This window comes from Thermosyntropha lipolytica DSM 11003 (assembly GCF_900129805.1).
Lineage (GTDB): Bacteria > Bacillota > Syntrophomonadia > Syntrophomonadales > Syntrophomonadaceae > Thermosyntropha > Thermosyntropha lipolytica.
Map to the genome: position 1 here is coordinate 1 of NZ_FQWY01000008.1, position 17,255 is coordinate 17,255.

The 17,255-nt window shown below is 43.9% G+C and carries 18 protein-coding genes and 1 pseudogene; 1 reads left to right on the forward strand and 18 read right to left on the reverse strand.

The genetic code is table 11. The features are described 5' to 3' along the window. Positions 1 to 286 (forward strand): annotated as a pseudogene (locus tag BUB92_RS03285) (hypothetical protein); the annotation flags it as partial. 17 nt (positions 287 to 303) lie between these two features. Here BUB92_RS03285 and recN read toward each other — a convergent pair. From recN to BUB92_RS03375, 18 genes are all read right to left on the reverse strand, one after another. Further along, positions 304 to 1,983 carry a DNA repair protein RecN gene (gene recN / locus BUB92_RS03290; RefSeq protein WP_073089946.1) on the reverse strand — a complete coding sequence of 560 codons (1,680 nt, stop codon included), beginning with the start codon at positions 1,981 to 1,983 and terminating at the stop codon, positions 304 to 306. Positions 1,984 to 2,026: 43 nt separating this feature from the next. Then, positions 2,027 to 2,482: an arginine repressor gene (argR, locus tag BUB92_RS03295; protein ID WP_073089949.1), complete on the reverse strand. Its 456-nt coding sequence runs from the start codon at positions 2,480 to 2,482 to the stop codon at positions 2,027 to 2,029. A gap of 18 nt (positions 2,483 to 2,500) precedes the next feature. Then, complete coding sequence (gene mnmM / locus BUB92_RS03300) at positions 2,501 to 3,070, reverse strand: tRNA 5-(aminomethyl)-2-thiouridylate-methyltransferase MnmM (protein ID WP_084728305.1); 570 nt, start codon at positions 3,068 to 3,070, stop codon at positions 2,501 to 2,503. A gap of 12 nt (positions 3,071 to 3,082) precedes the next feature. Beyond that, positions 3,083 to 3,889: an NAD(+)/NADH kinase gene (locus BUB92_RS03305; protein ID WP_084728306.1), complete on the reverse strand. Its 807-nt coding sequence runs from the start codon at positions 3,887 to 3,889 to the stop codon at positions 3,083 to 3,085. Between the two features lies 1 nt (position 3,890). Continuing rightward, on the reverse strand, positions 3,891 to 4,700 hold the full coding sequence (locus BUB92_RS03310) for a TlyA family RNA methyltransferase (protein ID WP_073089955.1): 810 nt from the start codon (positions 4,698 to 4,700) through the stop codon (positions 3,891 to 3,893). Beyond that, positions 4,687 to 6,600, reverse strand: coding sequence for a 1-deoxy-D-xylulose-5-phosphate synthase (dxs, locus tag BUB92_RS03315; RefSeq protein WP_073089958.1), 1,914 nt, complete (start codon positions 6,598 to 6,600; stop codon positions 4,687 to 4,689). The genes BUB92_RS03310 and dxs overlap by 14 nt, the downstream gene beginning before the upstream one ends. Positions 6,601 to 6,608: 8 nt before the next feature. Continuing rightward, positions 6,609 to 7,181 (reverse strand): CNNM domain-containing protein, encoded by a 573-nt coding sequence (locus BUB92_RS03320; RefSeq protein WP_073089961.1) that lies wholly within the window; start codon positions 7,179 to 7,181, stop codon positions 6,609 to 6,611. A 686-nt stretch (positions 7,182 to 7,867) separates the two neighbouring features. Next, complete coding sequence (locus tag BUB92_RS03325) at positions 7,868 to 8,782, reverse strand: polyprenyl synthetase family protein (RefSeq protein WP_200774189.1); 915 nt, start codon at positions 8,780 to 8,782, stop codon at positions 7,868 to 7,870. Next, positions 8,779 to 9,015: an exodeoxyribonuclease VII small subunit gene (locus BUB92_RS03330; RefSeq protein ID WP_073089964.1), complete on the reverse strand. Its 237-nt coding sequence runs from the start codon at positions 9,013 to 9,015 to the stop codon at positions 8,779 to 8,781. Before BUB92_RS03330 ends, BUB92_RS03325 begins: the two co-directional genes overlap by 4 nt. Beyond that, positions 9,003 to 10,220: an exodeoxyribonuclease VII large subunit gene (gene xseA / locus BUB92_RS03335; RefSeq protein ID WP_073089967.1), complete on the reverse strand. Its 1,218-nt coding sequence runs from the start codon at positions 10,218 to 10,220 to the stop codon at positions 9,003 to 9,005. The genes BUB92_RS03330 and xseA overlap by 13 nt, the downstream gene beginning before the upstream one ends. A gap of 14 nt (positions 10,221 to 10,234) precedes the next feature. Further along, positions 10,235 to 11,113 (reverse strand): bifunctional 5,10-methylenetetrahydrofolate dehydrogenase/5,10-methenyltetrahydrofolate cyclohydrolase, encoded by an 879-nt coding sequence (locus BUB92_RS03340; protein WP_073089970.1) that lies wholly within the window; start codon positions 11,111 to 11,113, stop codon positions 10,235 to 10,237. Between the two features lie 27 nt (positions 11,114 to 11,140). Further along, a complete protein-coding gene (locus tag BUB92_RS03345; protein ID WP_073089973.1) occupies positions 11,141 to 12,100 on the reverse strand; it encodes a Kae1-like domain-containing protein in 960 nt (319 codons plus the stop codon). Beyond that, a complete protein-coding gene (gene nusB, locus BUB92_RS03350; protein WP_073089976.1) occupies positions 12,097 to 12,498 on the reverse strand; it encodes a transcription antitermination factor NusB in 402 nt (133 codons plus the stop codon). Before nusB ends, BUB92_RS03345 begins: the two co-directional genes overlap by 4 nt. Before the next feature lie 30 nt (positions 12,499 to 12,528). Then, positions 12,529 to 12,750, reverse strand: coding sequence for a DUF2273 domain-containing protein (locus BUB92_RS03355; RefSeq protein ID WP_073089980.1), 222 nt, complete (start codon positions 12,748 to 12,750; stop codon positions 12,529 to 12,531). A gap of 37 nt (positions 12,751 to 12,787) precedes the next feature. Further along, positions 12,788 to 13,330 (reverse strand): alkaline shock response membrane anchor protein AmaP, encoded by a 543-nt coding sequence (gene amaP / locus BUB92_RS03360; RefSeq protein ID WP_073089983.1) that lies wholly within the window; start codon positions 13,328 to 13,330, stop codon positions 12,788 to 12,790. A 79-nt stretch (positions 13,331 to 13,409) separates the two neighbouring features. Beyond that, entirely contained in the window at positions 13,410 to 13,820 is a 411-nt protein-coding gene (locus BUB92_RS03365) for an Asp23/Gls24 family envelope stress response protein (protein WP_073089986.1), read from the reverse strand. 75 nt (positions 13,821 to 13,895) lie between these two features. Continuing rightward, the gene (gene accC, locus BUB92_RS03370) at positions 13,896 to 15,242 is read right to left on the reverse strand and encodes an acetyl-CoA carboxylase biotin carboxylase subunit (RefSeq protein ID WP_073089989.1); all 1,347 of its coding nucleotides are present in this window, start codon (positions 15,240 to 15,242) and stop codon (positions 13,896 to 13,898) included. Between the two features lie 13 nt (positions 15,243 to 15,255). Continuing rightward, positions 15,256 to 17,160, reverse strand: a complete 1,905-nt coding sequence (locus BUB92_RS03375) for an oxaloacetate decarboxylase subunit alpha (protein ID WP_073089992.1) — start codon at positions 17,158 to 17,160, stop codon at positions 15,256 to 15,258. Positions 17,161 to 17,255: the final 95 nt, after the last annotated feature.

Below are 17,255 nucleotides of genomic sequence, written 5' to 3' on the forward strand. Positions count from 1 at the left end.
AGTAGAATGTGGATTTGTACAGGCAGATGCAGTATTTATAGATGCAACTTTAAGAGGCTTGAGGAAAGTAGGAGATTACCTCACGCTTCTGTTTGCCTGCATGAATTTAAAGAAGTTAGCCACCTGGAAAAGAAAACAGAAAGAACTCCCTCCGGCAACACCAGTATATGGTGTTTTTTTATTTTCAAATTTTGGCTTTTGGTATATTTTACATATTATCTCGCATGTAAAAAAGAAAACCGCTTTTAGATTAGCACCTCTAAAAGCGGTTTTGTCTACAATCTGAAGCCTGAGGGGAATCCCTCAGGCTTCCAGTATAGCCCGGTCCAGCATTTCTCCGGCATGTTTTAAAGTAATCTCCGAATAGTTTTCTCCTCCCAGCATCCTGGCCAGCTCTTTGATCCTGCCGGCATAATCAAGTTTTTTAACCCGGGTAAAGGTTTGCCCGTTTTGCACTTCTTTTTCGATTAGATAATGCTTGTGGGCATAGCTAGCAATCTGGGGCGAATGGGTAACCAGGATAACCTGATGGCTGCGGGAAAGCTCAGCTAGCTTTTTAGCCATAGCTGTAAGAGCAGTCCCTCCTACCCCTACATCGATCTCATCAAATATAAGGGTGGGAACTTCATAAGCCTCAGCCAGAGCTTTCTTTAAAGCCAGTATAAAGCGAGATATTTCTCCTCCCGACGCAATCCGGGACAAGGGTTTCATTTCTTCACCCGGATTGGGCGAAAACATGAATTCAGCTTTATCCAGGCCATCAGCGGAAAATTCTTCTCCTTTTTCCAGAACTACCGCAAATTTTATGTAAGGCATATTAAGCTCTTTTAATTCTTTATTAACTTTCTCTTCCAAAAGCTGCGCTCCTTTTTGCCTTATTCTGGTAAGTTCGTCAGCCAGAGCAAGATACTCTTTTTCCACCAGGGCTATACTCTGAAGCAGGTCTTCCTGCCTTTCTTCTGCCCGGCTTAATCTTTCCCATTCCTTTTCTGCCCTGTCCAAAAAAGCAAGGATCTCAGCCACACTTCCTCCATATTTCTTTTTAAGTTTGCCTATCTCATACAGTCTGGCTTCTACCTCATCTACAAGGCCAGGTTCAAAATCTAAACTATCCCGGTAGCGGGAAAGTTCTTCGGCTATTTCCTGCAGGCTGTAATACACATCTTCCAGGCGGCGGCATAAACCTTCCAGAAAAGCGTCTTTTTTGCTTCCCTGCAGAATAGCAACAGCAGAAGCTATATTATCATAAGCACTGGAACTGTTTTCATCACTGTAAACCAGTTTTAAAACCTGATCAGCAGCTCTGGCCAGCATATGCGCATTGCGCATTTTCTCTGCCAGTTCGTTTAATTCTTCTTCCTCTCCCGGTTTTAAATCGGCCTTTTTTATCTCATTTATCTGAAAAGCCAGAAAATCAAGCTTCTGAGCCCTATCCTTTTCTTCCTGTTTTATCTCTTCCAGTTCTTTTATCTGGCGTCGATATTCTTTATAAACCTCTTTTATTCTGGCTCGCAAATCTTTAGCCTCAGGAACAAAGCTGTCGATATAGGTTAAATACTTCTCCGGACGCAGCATAGTTAAATGGTCATGCTGCAGATGCATATCTACCAGCCAGGGAGCAATTTTGCGCAAAAAAGTTATATTAACCGTATGTCCATTTATGCGGGCTACGCTCCGCCCCTGGGGATACATTTCCCGGGTTATGATAAGGCTTTCATCTTCCTCTTCCATAAATCCATTTTCTTTAAGCATAGCTTTAAGTTCTTCACTTTCCAGACTGAAAACAGCTTCTACCACCGCTTTGCGGCTGTCGTCCTTTAAGAGATCGTTTCTTACCCTCTCCCCCATAATCAGTCCCAGGGCATCAATAATAATCGATTTACCGGCTCCGGTCTCCCCGGTTAATACATTAAGTCCTTTATCAAATTCCAGACGTAATTCATCGATAAGAATAAAATTGTTTATATATATTTCCTGCAGCATAAAAATCCCCTTCCACCTCTCCCCATATTCCCGGATTCCATTTCTAAACCGGCATGATAAAACTTCTGAATTCCGCGGCGATTTCTTCTGCTGCCTTCTCCGGTTTTACCACTACAAAAACCGTATCATCTCCGCCTACGGTACCTAAAATACGCGGATTATCATAATTATCGATGATAGAAGCAATCGACTGTGCAGCTCCGGGAAGGGTTTTGACAACTACTATATTGCCACTATAATCGATGTTCACCACCGCATCAGCAAAAGCCCTTTTCATCCTTTCCTGAGAAGCAATAAGGGGCGCAGGAGCAGGCAGCGCATAGCGGTAACCTTCCTTATCAGGAATTTTAACCAGCTGCAACTCTTTTATATCCCGGGAAACCGTAGCCTGGGTAACATCAAAGCCGTTTTTCCTCAGGGCTTCACAAAGCTCTTCCTGGGTAGTTATACGCTGGTTGGATATTATATCTATTATGGCAAAATGCCTGCGGGCTTTCATATTAACAGATACCACCACCTATAACTTTTGTATCACCATTATACAGGGAGGTTTATTAACCTGATTTATAAACCTCGTTTCCCAGACTTCAAACCTTTGCTGGGGAAGAGAAATAAGATAATCCCGGATAAGAAAAACCTCTTCTTCTCCTCCCTCATGTCCTGGATAACCTACCACGGTTATTACCCCTCCCGGGCTTAGAAGGTCAAGAGCAGCCTTTACTGCCCTTAAACTCTTTTCTCCTTCCGTTTTTACGGCATGATCTCCTCCTGGGAGATAACCTAGGTTAAACATGCAGGCTTTTACCTCTTCCTGCACATGATCCTTCATCCGGGCATGGTCTTCTTTTATAAGTATAACCCTTTTTTCCATCTGATGGGATTTTAATAAAGCATAAGTTGACTCTATAGCCTCTTCCTGAATATCAAAAGCCAGGACTTTTCCTTTTTCTCCTACCAGCCGGGCCAAAAAAAGCGTATCATGGCCGCGCCCACAGGTGGCATCAATTACGGTATCTCCTTCCTTTACCACCCCGCTCACTACCAGATGGGAAATGTTAACTGCGCTTTTAAGTGGCATCTTAAACATAAATCTTTCCTTTTACACCCTCCCTAACCGCTCATCAAAATGGTGAAAAAAAGAAGGTTTTTTTATATTTAAAAGCCTCAGCTTATAATCTGCCTTTTGGACAATAATCTCATCCCCGGGCAAAAGATCCACATTGATCTGCCCGTCAGCACACAATATTTCTTCTCCATTTCCGGTATTTTTTAAAGCCAAAACCCGATCTCCTCTTACTACCAGAGGACGGCGTGCCAAAACATAAGAAGAAACAGGAGTTATGACCAGAGCTTCCATTTCCGGTTCCAAAACCGGCCCTCCTGCGGAAAGGGAATAAGCTGTCGTGCCGGTAGGGGTAGCTATTATAACCCCATCTCCCTTATAATCGGCGATTTTTTCTCTTTCTATGTACAGGGGAAGCGACAGGAGTCTTGGTACTTTGGTGCGCACTACCACCTCATTTAAGGCCCCAAGTTCTTTATACAAAGTACCATCTCTATATACCAGCGCTTTTAGCATCATCCGCTCATCAACTGTATAATCCCCGCGGACAAACTTTTCTAAACAGGTTTCTATTTCCTCAACTTTAATATGGCTTAAAAAGCCAACTGTCCCCATATTTACCCCTAAAAGCGGCACCTTAAACCTTGCATACTGTCTGGCAGCCCTTAAAATGGTGCCATCTCCCCCCAAAACCATTATGATATCCACATCTTCAAGTTGAGGCAAGGCTTCGCCATTATCTACTTCCACCCGGCACCCTTGGCTTAAAAGTTTTTTAGCTACCTCCTGGGCCATAATTTCGGTATTTTCTTTAAAACGGTTATTAACCAAAAGAATTTTCACCTTAATGCCCTCCCAGCTCGCTGTGCGCTGCGGCCACCACTGATTTTATCTCTTTTGCCATGTCCGGTAGAACAGCTTCTTTCCGGCTCAGTTTTATAAAATATTCGATATTCCCCTGGGGACCAGTGATGGGAGAATAAGTTATCCCTGTACAGTTTAAACCTTCATCTAAAGCCCCTTTAATACACCGGTACAAAACTTCTTCATGTACCCGAGGATCCCTTACAACCCCTTTTTTGCCTACCTTTTCTCTCCCCGCTTCAAACTGAGGTTTGATGAGTGATACTATCAATCCTTCAGGCTGGATTAAATTTTTCACCACCGGAAAAACCAGGAGGGTAGATATAAAAGAAACATCAATCGTTACAATATCCACCAGCTCCCCCAGATCATCCAGGGTAAGATATCGCACATTAGTCTTTTCCATATTTATAACCCGGGGATCATTGCGTAAAGACCAGTCCAGCTGGCCATAGCCTACATCCACAGCATATACCTTGCGGGCTCCATGCTGTAAGGCACAATCTGTATAACCGCCGGTAGAAGCACCTACATCCAGGACTACCTTGTCTTTAAAATCAATGCCGAATACCTTTATCGCCTTTTCCAGCTTTAAGCCTCCCCGGCTTACATAGACAGGTCCCTTTCTCTGTAAAAGAATTTGACCATCTTCTTCTACCAGAGTACCTGGTTTATCTATTCTTACGCCATTTACCAGCACTTCTCCTGCTAAAATTAAAGCCCTGGCTTTTTCCCGGCTCGTTACCATTCCTTTTTCTACCATAAGCACATCTAATCTAACTTTGGCCAAACCGGAACAACTCCCATTTTTTATAATCAAGCAAGTCCGGCCAGCGGCTTGCTATACTTTCCGCTACGGAAACCGGGTTCATACCTATATATTCCCACAATACCTCCACTTTTCCGTGGTCGATAAATTCGTCCGGAACTCCTATACGCATAACATCAGCTTCTATTCCATTATCAGCCAGTATTTCCAGAACGCTGCTGCCAAATCCTCCCGCCAGGCAGCCCTCTTCAATAGTAACTAATCTTTTCACTTTCTTAGCCATTTTTATAAACTGTTCCTCATCCAGCGGCTTTATAAAGCGGGCATCCACCAGATAAACTTCAACCCCTTTTTCCTGCAGGAGTTTTACTACATCCCGGGCAATGCTCATTCCCCGCCCTACTGCAATTATTCCTAAATCCTTCCCTTCCTGCAGTAGCCTGCTTTTTCCTGGCGCGATTATATTTCTATTTTCCTCAATCCTTACCCCTTCTCCTACCCCGCGCGGATACCTTACTGCTACCGGCATATCAAGGGTAAAAGCCGTTTCCAGCATATCTAAAAATTCATTTTCATCCGCAGGAGCCATTATAACCAGGTTAGGAATACTGCGCAGATACGAAATGTCAAAAACCCCGTGATGGGTAGGACCATCCTCCCCTACCAGCCCGGCCCGGTCAATGGCAAATACCACCGGAAGCCTTTGCAGGGCTACATCGTGTATAATCTGGTCATATGCCCGCTGCAGAAAAGTAGAATAAATAGCAACTACCGGGCGCAAGCCCCCTCTGGCCATCCCGGCAGCCAGAGTCACCGCATGCTGTTCACAAATGCCTACATCAAAAAAGCGATCCGGAAACTTTTTGGCAAAAGATTCAAGACCTGTTCCTCCCGCCATAGCTGCAGTTATAGCTACGATATTTCTATCCTGCTCAGCCTTGGTTACGATAAATTCGCTGAATATTTCCGTATAAGTCTTTACCGTTTTCTTTATGGGACTTCCTGTATCCACATCAAAAGGGCCAATACCGTGGAAAATATCAGGATTACGGCGGGCAGGTTCATATCCGCGGCCTTTTTCGGTTATAGCATGGATGAGCACCGGCCCTTTCATCTTCTTAGCATTGGCCAGTACCAGGGTAAGTTCATGCAGGTCATGGCCGTTAACCGGCCCTATATAAGTAAAGCCAAGTTCTTCAAAAAAAACCCCGGGCACCATTATATATTTTACCATATCTTTGACTCTGCCAGCAGCCCGGGCAATATTAGGCCCTATACCCGGAATCTTGTGTAATACGGTTTCAATCTCTTCCTTGGTACGAAAATACGAAGGCTGGGTACGAAGGCGGTTTAAGTAGCTTGATAAAGCACCTACATTTTTAGAAATAGACATTTCATTATCATTGAGAACTACCAGAATATCAGTTCCCGCATGTCCGGCATGGTTCAAAGCTTCAAAGGCCATGCCTCCAGTAAGAGCCCCATCACCTATAACCGCAACTACCGAATACTTTTCCCCTTTAAGATCCCGGGCCAAAGCTAATCCTAAAGCAGCGGAAATCGAGGTGCTGCTGTGTCCGGTATTAAAAACATCATGCGCGGATTCTTCATATTTGGGGAAACCGCTTAGCCCCCCATACTGCCTTAAAGTAGGCATTTTGTCTTTACGTCCGGTCAATATTTTATGCACATAGCTCTGATGGCCTACATCCCAAATAATTTTGTCCACCGGCGAATTAAAAACATAATGCAGGGCTAAAGTAAGCTCAACTACCCCCAGATTGGCAGCCAGATGTCCTCCACACTGGGAAACCGTGTGGACCAAAAGTTCCCTTATTTCTTCTGCCAGCTTGTTCATCATAGGAATATTGAGTTTTTTTAAGTCTCCAGGTGAATTTATCCCGTCTATTATTCTGGGCATTAGCGCTATCACCTTCTATTAGAAAATAATTCTAATCCAGTAATTCTTTCCCACCAGTTTATAATAAGAGCCACCCTGAAAATAATATTATCCGCATGGCTTAAGGCTATACTTTTTCCCACCGCTTTTCCTCCTACGGTCAAAGCAGCAATGAAACTGGTCATCAAAGCCCCCAGCAAGACAGTATTAGTTAAATCTAATACATCCACCAGGCTTATAACTATTCCTGCCCCTATGGCTCCACTTAAAGTACCGGCTACATCTCCTACCACATCATTACAAAAATTAGCTACTATATCGGCATTGCGTATGAGCTTCACCGCCTGTTTGGCCCCAGGCACTTTTTTAGCCGCTTTAGCATTAAAAGGAGGCAGATCAGCAGCGGTAGCCGCTGTTCCTACTATATCAAAACATATACCGGTAAAAATAACTAAAAATAATAAAATAATAGCCAGTATTACACTATTTACTGCCCTTACCAGAGCTTCCGAACCCAGGCTAATGACAAGGGCAATAAAAAAGGTAAAAAAGGCTACTATTAAACCGGAAAGCAGATTTTCCCTTTGTATGTATCTTCGCAATTTTTCGCTTCCTCCAGATAAAAAAAAACGGTTCTGGCAAAAGGTTGTTTATCGAGTAAACGCTGCGACATAGGTCCAGTAGGTTTTCCCAGCGGGTCTCCCATTTGTTGCCAAATGGGCGGTTTCCCTTTATGCCCGCTTCACCGCGTCACCGCAAGTGAGACTGGATTACCACTAAGTACGCACTTTAATCCTCGATAAACCGCGCAAAAATGCGCACAGTCTAGGAGTTTTCCTCAACAACCCTACTTGGTGTCTAGCCTCTTTTGCAGCAGACGGTTTCAAAACAGGCAGCAGTATCCTGGCCAAGATACTGCCACCTACCAGGTTTATCCGCCGCCACCACTCAAGGCAGGCTACACTGCACCCAGCTTTAACCGAATGCAGGTTTTCTCACCACCTTGCGGTGATGAGCCTCCGCGAACATAGGGGTCATGTCCGCATGCCATTGCGGATTGCCCCTATATTCTTAACTCCCAGCACTGACCCCTGACTGGGCGTCAAAAGCCAGTACCAGAAGCTTCATCGATGTGCCCTTAACGGATTTTTAGGCCCGTCTTCGACACCAAAAGGGTTGACTAGAATACTGCAACCTTTTGCCAGCTACGGTTCGATTAATATTATACCATAATTTATAAATAATTGTTGAGAGATGTATTTTAACATATTGCGCAAATAAAAGCAAACTAATAATTGCGATACAGTACAAAACAGGCAAGCTGCCGCAGAAACTCAGCTTCCTCCCCAAAATCACGCAAACTGTCAATACATTCCTCTATTCTTTCTTCGGCCATATCCCATGCCTTTTCTATACCAAAAAGGCTTACATAAGTAGTGCGCCTGTTTTTCTCATCACTGCCTATCGGCTTGCCTGTAATATTCTGGTCTCCTTTTACATCCAGGATATCATCTGTTATCTGAAATGCCAGACCAAAATTATAAGCATAATCTTCCAGGCACTGGAGCTTATCCTCGGGCATCCCCTGTAATATAGCTCCTGCTTTCAAAGAAGCCTTAAAAAGCTCTCCTGTTTTAAGCCTGTGCATCGTCTTTAAGGTAGCATAGTCTATTTTTTTCCCTTCGGTTCCCAGGTCTATAACCTGTCCTCCAATCATACCCCTGCTGCCTGCGGCTTCCGCTACCTCTGCTATGGCTCGGGCCACGTTTTGCGGCATAATTCCCGGCACTTCAGCATTACAGGCCATAAGTTCAAAAGCAGCTGTAAGAAGAGCATCTCCGGTTAAAATAGCTACCGCATCACCATATACCTTATGGCAGGTAGGCTTTCCTCTCCGAAAATCATCATTGTCCATAGCCGGAAGGTCATCATGTACCAGGGAATAACAGTGAATCATCTCCACCGCACAGGCAGTCAGAACTACATCTTCCGGCTTCCCCCCTGCCAGCCTGGCCCCTTCCAAAACTAAAATAGGCCTTATCCTTTTTCCCCCGTTAAAAAGGGCATAATGCATGGCTTCATGTATAATAGGAGGATAGCCTTTTATCCTGGCAAAAGAATCATGTAAACATCGCTCTACATAACTTTGTTTTTCCTTAAACATCTGCTGGAATAAGTTTTCATTAAAAGCTATCCTTTTCATGCGCCACCTTCCCCTATATCAAATGGGACCAGCTCCCATCCCCCATCTTCCCGGTTCAGCAGTTTCTTTATGCGGGCTTCTGCTTTTTCCAGTTCCTGCTGACAATAAAAAGATAGCTTAATGCCTTCTTCAAAAACCATAAGCGATTCCTGCAGGCTCAAATCGCCATTTTCCAATTTCCTTACTATTTCTTCCAGGCGTTGTAAGGCTTCTTCAAAACTTATATTTTCCATAATTCTTCTCTCTCCCTGCCTTTTACCTCCAGGATGATGTTTCCATCCCGCAATTTAGCCATAACTCTTTCCCCCTCTTCTACCTTTGCCACACTATTTACCACCTGTCCATCTTTGAGAATAACCGCATAACCCCGCTGTAAAACCTTAAGGGGGCTCAGATTTTCCAGAGCAGATACAGCTAAAGCCAGCTGGTAAGACTTTCTTTTTCGTATATCCATCATGCTGCGGATTAAATCTTTACTAAGCCTGTCTAAATATTCTCCTTTCTTCTGCAGTATATACTCCGGTTCCTGCCAGATCTTTCTCATCATAATTTTATCCAAAACTTCACTGTAATAGGAAATCTTTTTTGCCAGCAGATTGACCAGACGCTGGCGATAATTAATCATTTCTTCACTTAAACGGCTCAAATCCGGTACGGCTATCTGCGCTGCCTGGGTAGGAGTAGCTGCCCGCACATCAGCAGCCAGATCAGCCAGACAAAAATCTACTTCGTGTCCCACCGCAGAAATAACAGGGATTTTCGATTCATATATAGCTTTCACTACCTCTTCGGTATTGAAAGCCATTAAATCTTCCACTGATCCCCCACCCCTTCCGATAATTATGACATCAACCTCTCCATATTCATTAAGCCTTCTTATCCCTGCTGCCAGTTCATAAGGAGCCTCCGCTCCCTGTACCGCACTGTGTACCAGCACCACCTCTACTCCAGGATGCAGGCTTTTTAAAATACGCCACATATCGCGAAGGGCTGCACCATCCTGGGAAGTAACTATACCTATCCTTTGGGCAAAACGGGATAGAGGCTTTTTATTTTCCGGAGCAAAATACCCCTTCTTTTCCAGTTTGTCCCTCAATTCGCTTAAATAGCGAAAAAGCTCCCCTAAACCATAAAGCTTCATTTCTTCCACATAAAGCTGATATTTGCCCTGAGGAGCAAATACAGCTACACTTCCCCGTGCCAGAACCTCCTGCCCATCAGCTGGAGAAAAATTAAGGCTCTTACAGCGGCTTTTAAACATAACACAGTTTAAGATTCCTCTTTCATCCTTTAAGGTAAAATACATATGCCCGGAAGGCCGGTGCAGCTTACAGCCGGATATTTCTCCTTTCACCCAGATATCGCACAAAACACCGTCTATTTTTATAAGCTCATCTATGTAGTCATTTACCTGGCTTACAGTAACAAAATCAGGCATCTTGCTTTTCCCCTTTAGTCTTCTTCATTATCCCTCAGCTGCCACTTTAAAGCTTCCAGAGTATTTTTCATAAGATAGGCAACGGTTAAAATTCCTACCCCTCCCGGCACCGGGGTTATATAATCCGCTTTTTTTACTGCCTCCTCAAACTGGACATCTCCTAAAATCTTATCTTCAACCGCGGTTATACCTGCATCTATAACAATAGCTCCATCTTTAATCCATTCTCCTTTAACCAGCCCGGGATGTCCGGCAGCTACTATCAATATCTCCGCCCTCTGTACATGCTCTTTTAAAAAGCCTCGTTCATAAGTAGTCAGCTGACAAACCGTAACCGTAGCTTCTTCCTGCATAAGCAGGAGAGCAACCGGCTTGCCTACTATATCGCTGTTTCCTATAATGGTAACTTCTCTTCCCTTTAAATCTACTCCGGTAGACTTTATCAAGGCTACTATAGATTGGGCCGTGCAGGGAATCAATCCTGGCATACCTAAAAAAAGCTGGCCCAAATTCATAGGAGTAACCCCTTCTACATCCTTCTTCTGCTCTATACTCCACTGGACAATCTTGGTATTTATGTGTTTGGGCAGGGGCAGGTGCAGGATCAATCCATTTATATAAGGGTCTTTATTTATATCTCTTATCATATTTAAAAGCCTTTCCTGGCTGGTAGCAGCTGAAAGTTGAATCGTTTCATAATTTATCCCTACTTCTTCTGCCGTTTTTCTTTGCGAGGAAAGATAAACCCTGGAAGCCGGATTGTCTCCTACCTCCAAAGTCATAAGCAGAGGGGATTTGCCATATTTTTCTTTTATCTCCTGTACACCCTTCGCCACTTCTTCTAAAATTTTATCCCCTACCATCCTGCCATACAAAATATTTCCCTTTCCCATTCTCCTTCACCCCGTATATAAACTAGCCTATTTTTTATGCCAGGCCCTTGCCAGCAAAGCCACCCCTACAGCATTATCAGTGCTCAGATGGGGATAGGCAAAATACAGTTTAAATCCAACCCCTTTAGGCATAAGCCTCTTTATGAGCCGCTCTTTTATAAAGATATTGGCCATCACTCCTCCTACCAGGAGCACATCTTTTACCCCTCTTTCCTCGCCAATCATCAATAAAGCTTTCTCCAGGGTATTGGCAATAACCCGCAAAAGGGCAAAAGCTACATCTTCCCGGGAATATCCTTTTTTAAGAAGCTTTAAAGCCATCGTCTCTGCTCCAGAAAAAGAAAAACCCTGCCGGCTTACAAAAGAAGGTATAGTCAAGGCGGTTTCATTTTTGCCAGCGGCCAGCAAAAGTTTTTCCATTTCCTTACCAGCCGGAAAAGGAAGCCCCATAGCCACCCCTACCCGGTCTATCAACTGGCCGGCATGGATATCCAGACCTTTTAAACATTCTTCTATGGCAAAAAAAGATGTCTTTCCCCTTTTTACATAGAGGATCTCCGAAGTCCCGCCGGAAAAATGAACCGCCAGAAACTCTTCTTTTTCCAGCAATACAGGGTTATTCCAGATACCAGCCATGATATGCCCTTCCTGGTGGCTTACCGGGTAAAGGGGAATATTACCCGCCAGGCTTAAAATACGCCCCCCGGTTTCTCCCGCCTTAAAAACCGGCATATAGCTTTCTTCTGCCGGCCGGGGCCTATCGCTTACAGCTATGGCCTCCAGATGAGAACTTATACCTTTAATCCTGGCAAATAAAAGGGGCAGGTTTTTTATATGCTGAAAAACAGCTTCTGACTGCCTGAGCCCCCTTCCTCCCTGGGGTACATTAAGCAGCATCCGCTCATCGTTTAATATATTCCCTTCCTCATCTACTACGGCCAGAGAAGTAGTATAAGCACTGGTATCTATACCTAAATAAAGCTTCATTTTATCTCCCCTGCAATCTTATCCAGTATAGCATTGACAAAAGCAGAAGACTTCTCATCACCATATACTTTAGCCAGCTCAATTGCCTCATCGATAGCGATAACCGGCAAATCCTCTTTTAAATAAAGCATTTCCGCTGCTGCTATGCGCATTATATTGCGGTCCACACTCGACATGCGGCTTATATCCCAGGCCCTGGAGTATTGAGCTATTTTCTGGTCGATCTTTTCCCTATGCTCAAGGCATGACTGCACCAGCCGCCAGGCAAAGTCCCGGTCCTTTTCCGGCAAATCCTTTTCCTCAAGCAAATAGGCAAAAGCCTCTCCGGGATCTATTCCCGACTGTTCCACCTGAAAAACTACTTTAAAAGCGGTCTCCCTTGCTCTGCGTCTGCTCAAAACTCTCTCCCTTTCTCTTATATTCCCTATCTATTCTCGTTGGCGAAAAACTTCTTTCAGCCATTCATCCCAATCCTGTTTTTCATCTATCTTTTTACCAATAAAATACCCTAAACCTATGCAAATCATGATAAAAAGCGCCTTCAATAATCCGTAACTTACTATCAGGATAGCGGCTACAAGTCCTATTAAAATCCCTAATACCTTTCCCCGGTGTTCCTGCAGTATTAAAAGTAAAAATTTTTCCCACATAAGCTATGCCCCCTCAACATGCTAAGTCATGCCCTTCTCAGGCATTAAGCTGTTTATTGCCGGCAGTTCCCAAATCATCAACCAGAATCCTGACTTCAGCCACCTTCAACCCGCCTAATTCCTCCAAATATCTCTTTACTGTATCTTTGACTTTTTCCGTTATCTCTGGGACACTGCATTCCGGATTTATCATCATATGCAAATAGACAAGCAATCCTTTATTACTGTTCCGCACTGCTGGCTTTATCTCTTTTACCCCTTCTACCTGTCTTACCGCTTTCATGATTATAACCTTTACCGCTTCTATAGTTATGAGAACTTGCCCGTTAAGGCTCTGGTCTATAACCACCGTTTTAGGCTTCTTTTCCGGAATTAGGGCTCTTAACATAATATAAACAAAAACAACTATTAAGACTAAAGCACAAACGCCAGACAGAATCCTATTTTCCGGGGTAGAAAAAAGAAGATTTGCATAATGCATCGGCTCCGGTCTGCCAGCAGCACCGGCCAGAACAGCACCGGCCAAACCTAAAAATATCAGGTTATATAAAAACAGTAAAAAACGCCACCCTAAGGACATTTTTTCCCCCTCTTTCTAAGCATAATAATAACAAATAACCCCCTGGCCACACAGGGGGTTATAAAAGTTCCCTTTCCGATTATTTTTCCACATCAGCAGCCAGTTCACTGTTATTATCTGGGTTAGCTGACTTTTTCATCGAAACTCCTGCTACATAAACATTTACCTGGGTTACAGTTAACCCGGTCATAGTTTCTACCGCCATCTTTACTTCTTTTTGCACATTGCCTGCTACCTGCGGAATAGGATAACCAAACTCTACTACGACAAAAATATCGATTTTGGTTTCTTCCCCGCTAACTTCCACTTTTATACCTTTGCCATAGTTCTTTCTTCCTAGCTTCTCTACCAGTTCTGTTCCCCAGGTGCCGCTCATGGCAGCTACCCCTTCTACTTCTGAGGCTGCCAAACCAGCAATAGTAGAAACAACTTCATCTGCTATGCGTATTACTCCCAATTCATTGGCGATTTCCGGTTTCTGGTTTTCCACGCCTTTCCACCTCCCAATGTCCTATATGGTGTATTATAGCAAAGTTTTCCTTTTAGTTGCAAACAGTTATTTCGGTTATTTTTCCTGCATACGCCTTTGGATAAAATTAGTATAAACTTCTCCCCGCCGATAGAAAGCATTATCCAGAACCTTGAGATGGAAAGGTATAGTAGTCTTTACTCCTTCAACCGTAAATTCCTGCAAAGCTCTCTTCATGCGCGCAATTGCCTCCATTCGGTCTTTGCCCCACACAATAAGTTTGGCTACCATGGAATCGTAATAAGGGGGAATAACATATCCCGGATATACTGACGAATCTACCCTTACCCCTATGCCTCCCGGAACAATATATCTGCTAACCGCACCCGGAGAAGGACAAAAATCATTAGCAGGATCTTCAGCATTGATGCGGCACTCGATAGCCCAGCCGTTTATTTTTATATCCTCCTGCCGGTAAGTTAAAGCTTCTCCAGCTGCAATCTTTATCTGTTCCTTGACCAGGTCTATTCCCGTAACCATCTCGGTAACCGGATGTTCTACCTGGATACGGGTATTCATTTCAATAAAGTAAAAATTCTTGTGTTTATCTACTAAAAATTCTATCGTACCTGCACTGAAGTAACCTACTTCGCGCGCCGCTTTAACGGCTGTCATTCCCATCTTATACCGCAACTCTTCATCAACAAAAACCGAAGGAGCCTCTTCCAAAAGCTTTTGATTCCGCCTCTGCAGAGAACAGTCTCTTTCTCCCAGATGTATTATATGGCCATGTTCATCTCCCAGAATCTGAATTTCTATATGTCTGGGCTCTTCAATATATTTTTCTATATACACTTCATCATTGCCAAAAGCAGCTCCCGCTTCCATCCTGGCTGTCTGCAAAGCTTCCCGCAAATCCTCCGGAGAATGGGCAAGCCGCATCCCTCTTCCTCCTCCTCCGGCTGAAGCCTTAATCATCACCGGATAACCTATCTTATCAGCTATCCTAACTGCTTCTTCATAATTTTTTACGGCTCCATCACTGCCGGGAACCAGAGGAACACCAGCTTTTTTTACTATTTCTTTAGCTCTAATCTTATCACCCATAATCTCAATAGCTTCTGCTTTAGGCCCGATAAATTTTATATCATTGCTGGCGCAAAGTTCAGCAAAATATGCATTTTCCGCCAGAAACCCATATCCAGGGTGAATCGCCTCTGCTCCGGTAGTCTGAGCGGCGGCGATTATATTAGGTATATTAAGATAGCTCTGCTTGGCAGGGGGCGGACCTATGCATACTGCTTCATCAGCCAGCTTAACATGGAGGCTTTCCCGGTCCGCAGTTGAATATACAGCTACCGTTTTTATCCCCAGTTCTTTGCAGGCTCTTATAACCCGCAGGGCAATTTCACCACGATTAGCTACTAAAACCTTGGAAAACAACGCCTAACACCCCTTAATCCTGTTTAATCAGGAACAGTGGCTGTCCATATTCTACCGGTTCTGCATTATTCACCAGTATATCAACTATAACCCCGGCCACTTCTGCTTTTATCTCATTCATAAGCTTCATAGCTTCCACAATACACAAGGTCTGGCCTACTTCGACCCGATCTCCTATTTGCACATAAGGAGGAGAATCAGGCGAGGGAGCAGCATAGAAAGTTCCCACCATAGGTGAAACAACTTCTACCACATTTTCTTCTTTCCCTTTTTCCTGGGTCTCCTTAACTTCAGGCTCTTTTAAAGCCGGTTTTAACGGTTCCGCAGGCAAAGCTTCTTTGGCACCCTGTACAAACTTGCGCAGAGTTAAACGATAATCATCCTTCTGCAATTCCAGTTCCGCAATGCCCGTTTGATCTAAAAGAAGCATTATTTCCCTTATTTCATCAATACTCATCTCATCATCACCCCTGTTAACTGTTGCCTTTTTCGGCCTTTTAACTGCCGGCCTGGTTTCTTTTCTTTCCGCTTTTATTTCCTCACCTACTTCATCCTGTGACCTTATCTGGGGAACATCTTCTGCCGTCCTGTTTTGGCGATATGCGAAAAATTTTAAAGCTACCTGCGGGAACAAGGCATAAGTAAGTATATCTTCTTCGCTTTCCGCCAGATGAGCCACTTCCTGTTTGGCTTTTTCCCAGCCCGGATCTAAGAGATCAGCCGGCCTTACGCTTATTACCGGTTCATCACCTATTATCTTGCGTCTTACCTCTTCTTTTACCGGTACCGGAGGCTTACCATAGAAACCACGCACATAATCCTTAACTTCACCCGGACATAATTTATACCTTTCACCTGTTAAAACATTAAGAACCGCCTGTATGCCTATTATCTGGCTGGTCGGAGTAACCAGGGGAGGATAACCCATATCTTCTCTAACCCTGGGTATTTCCGCCAAAACCTCGTCAATCCTGTCAGCTGCCCTCTGCTCTTCTAACTGGGAATAAAGATTAGAAATCATACCTCCCGGAACCTGATGTTCAAATACCTTCATATCGGATATACGGGTTACCCCGCGTTCAAATCCTTTATGTTTGCGGATCTTTTCAAAATGGGTAGCTACCTCAAAAAGCTGATGCAGGTCAAGCCCCGTATCCCATTCCGTATCCTGCAGTGCCCGCACAATAGTTTCTACCGGTGGCTGGGAGGAACCGAAAGCCAGGGGAACACTGGCGGTATCAACAATATCTACTCCTGCCTCTACGGCTTTAAGGATGGCAGCCACCGCCAGACCTCCTATATAATGCGTATGCAGCTGCACAGGGAGCCCTACCTTTGCTTTCAATTCTTTTACCAGCTCATAAGCCGCATAAGGAGCTAAAAGGCCTGCCATATCTTTTATACAGATAGAATCAGCTCCCATCTGCTTAAGGGCTAAAGCAGTTTCTACAAAATGTTCCATGGTATGCACCGGACTTATAGTATATACAACACAGGCCTGCGCATGTTTTCCTGTCTTCTTGACAGCTTTCATCGCTGTTTCCAGATTGCGCACATCATTCAAGGCATCAAATACCCGGAAAATATCTATACCATTTTCTGCTGCTTTCTCCACAAATTTATAAACTATATCATCAGGATAATGGGTATATCCTACCAAAGATTGCCCTCTTAAAAGCATCTGCAGTTTAGTCTTTTTTACTTTTTTACGGATTATACGCAGTCTTTCCCAGGGATCTTCATTTAAATAGCGAATACATACATCAAAAGTAGCCCCACCCCATACTTCCAGCGAATGATAGCCTATCTCATCCAGGTATTCCAGAACCGGCAGCATATCATCCGTAGTCATACGGGTAGCCCACAGGCTTTGATGCCCATCACGCAGAGTAGTGTCAGTTATCTTAATCCTGCTCATATCGCACCCCCTGAAGGTAAAAAAAAATAAAAATAATATATAAACTAAAATTATACTTGCACATTTCCTGCATATACAAATAGACTCAGGCTACT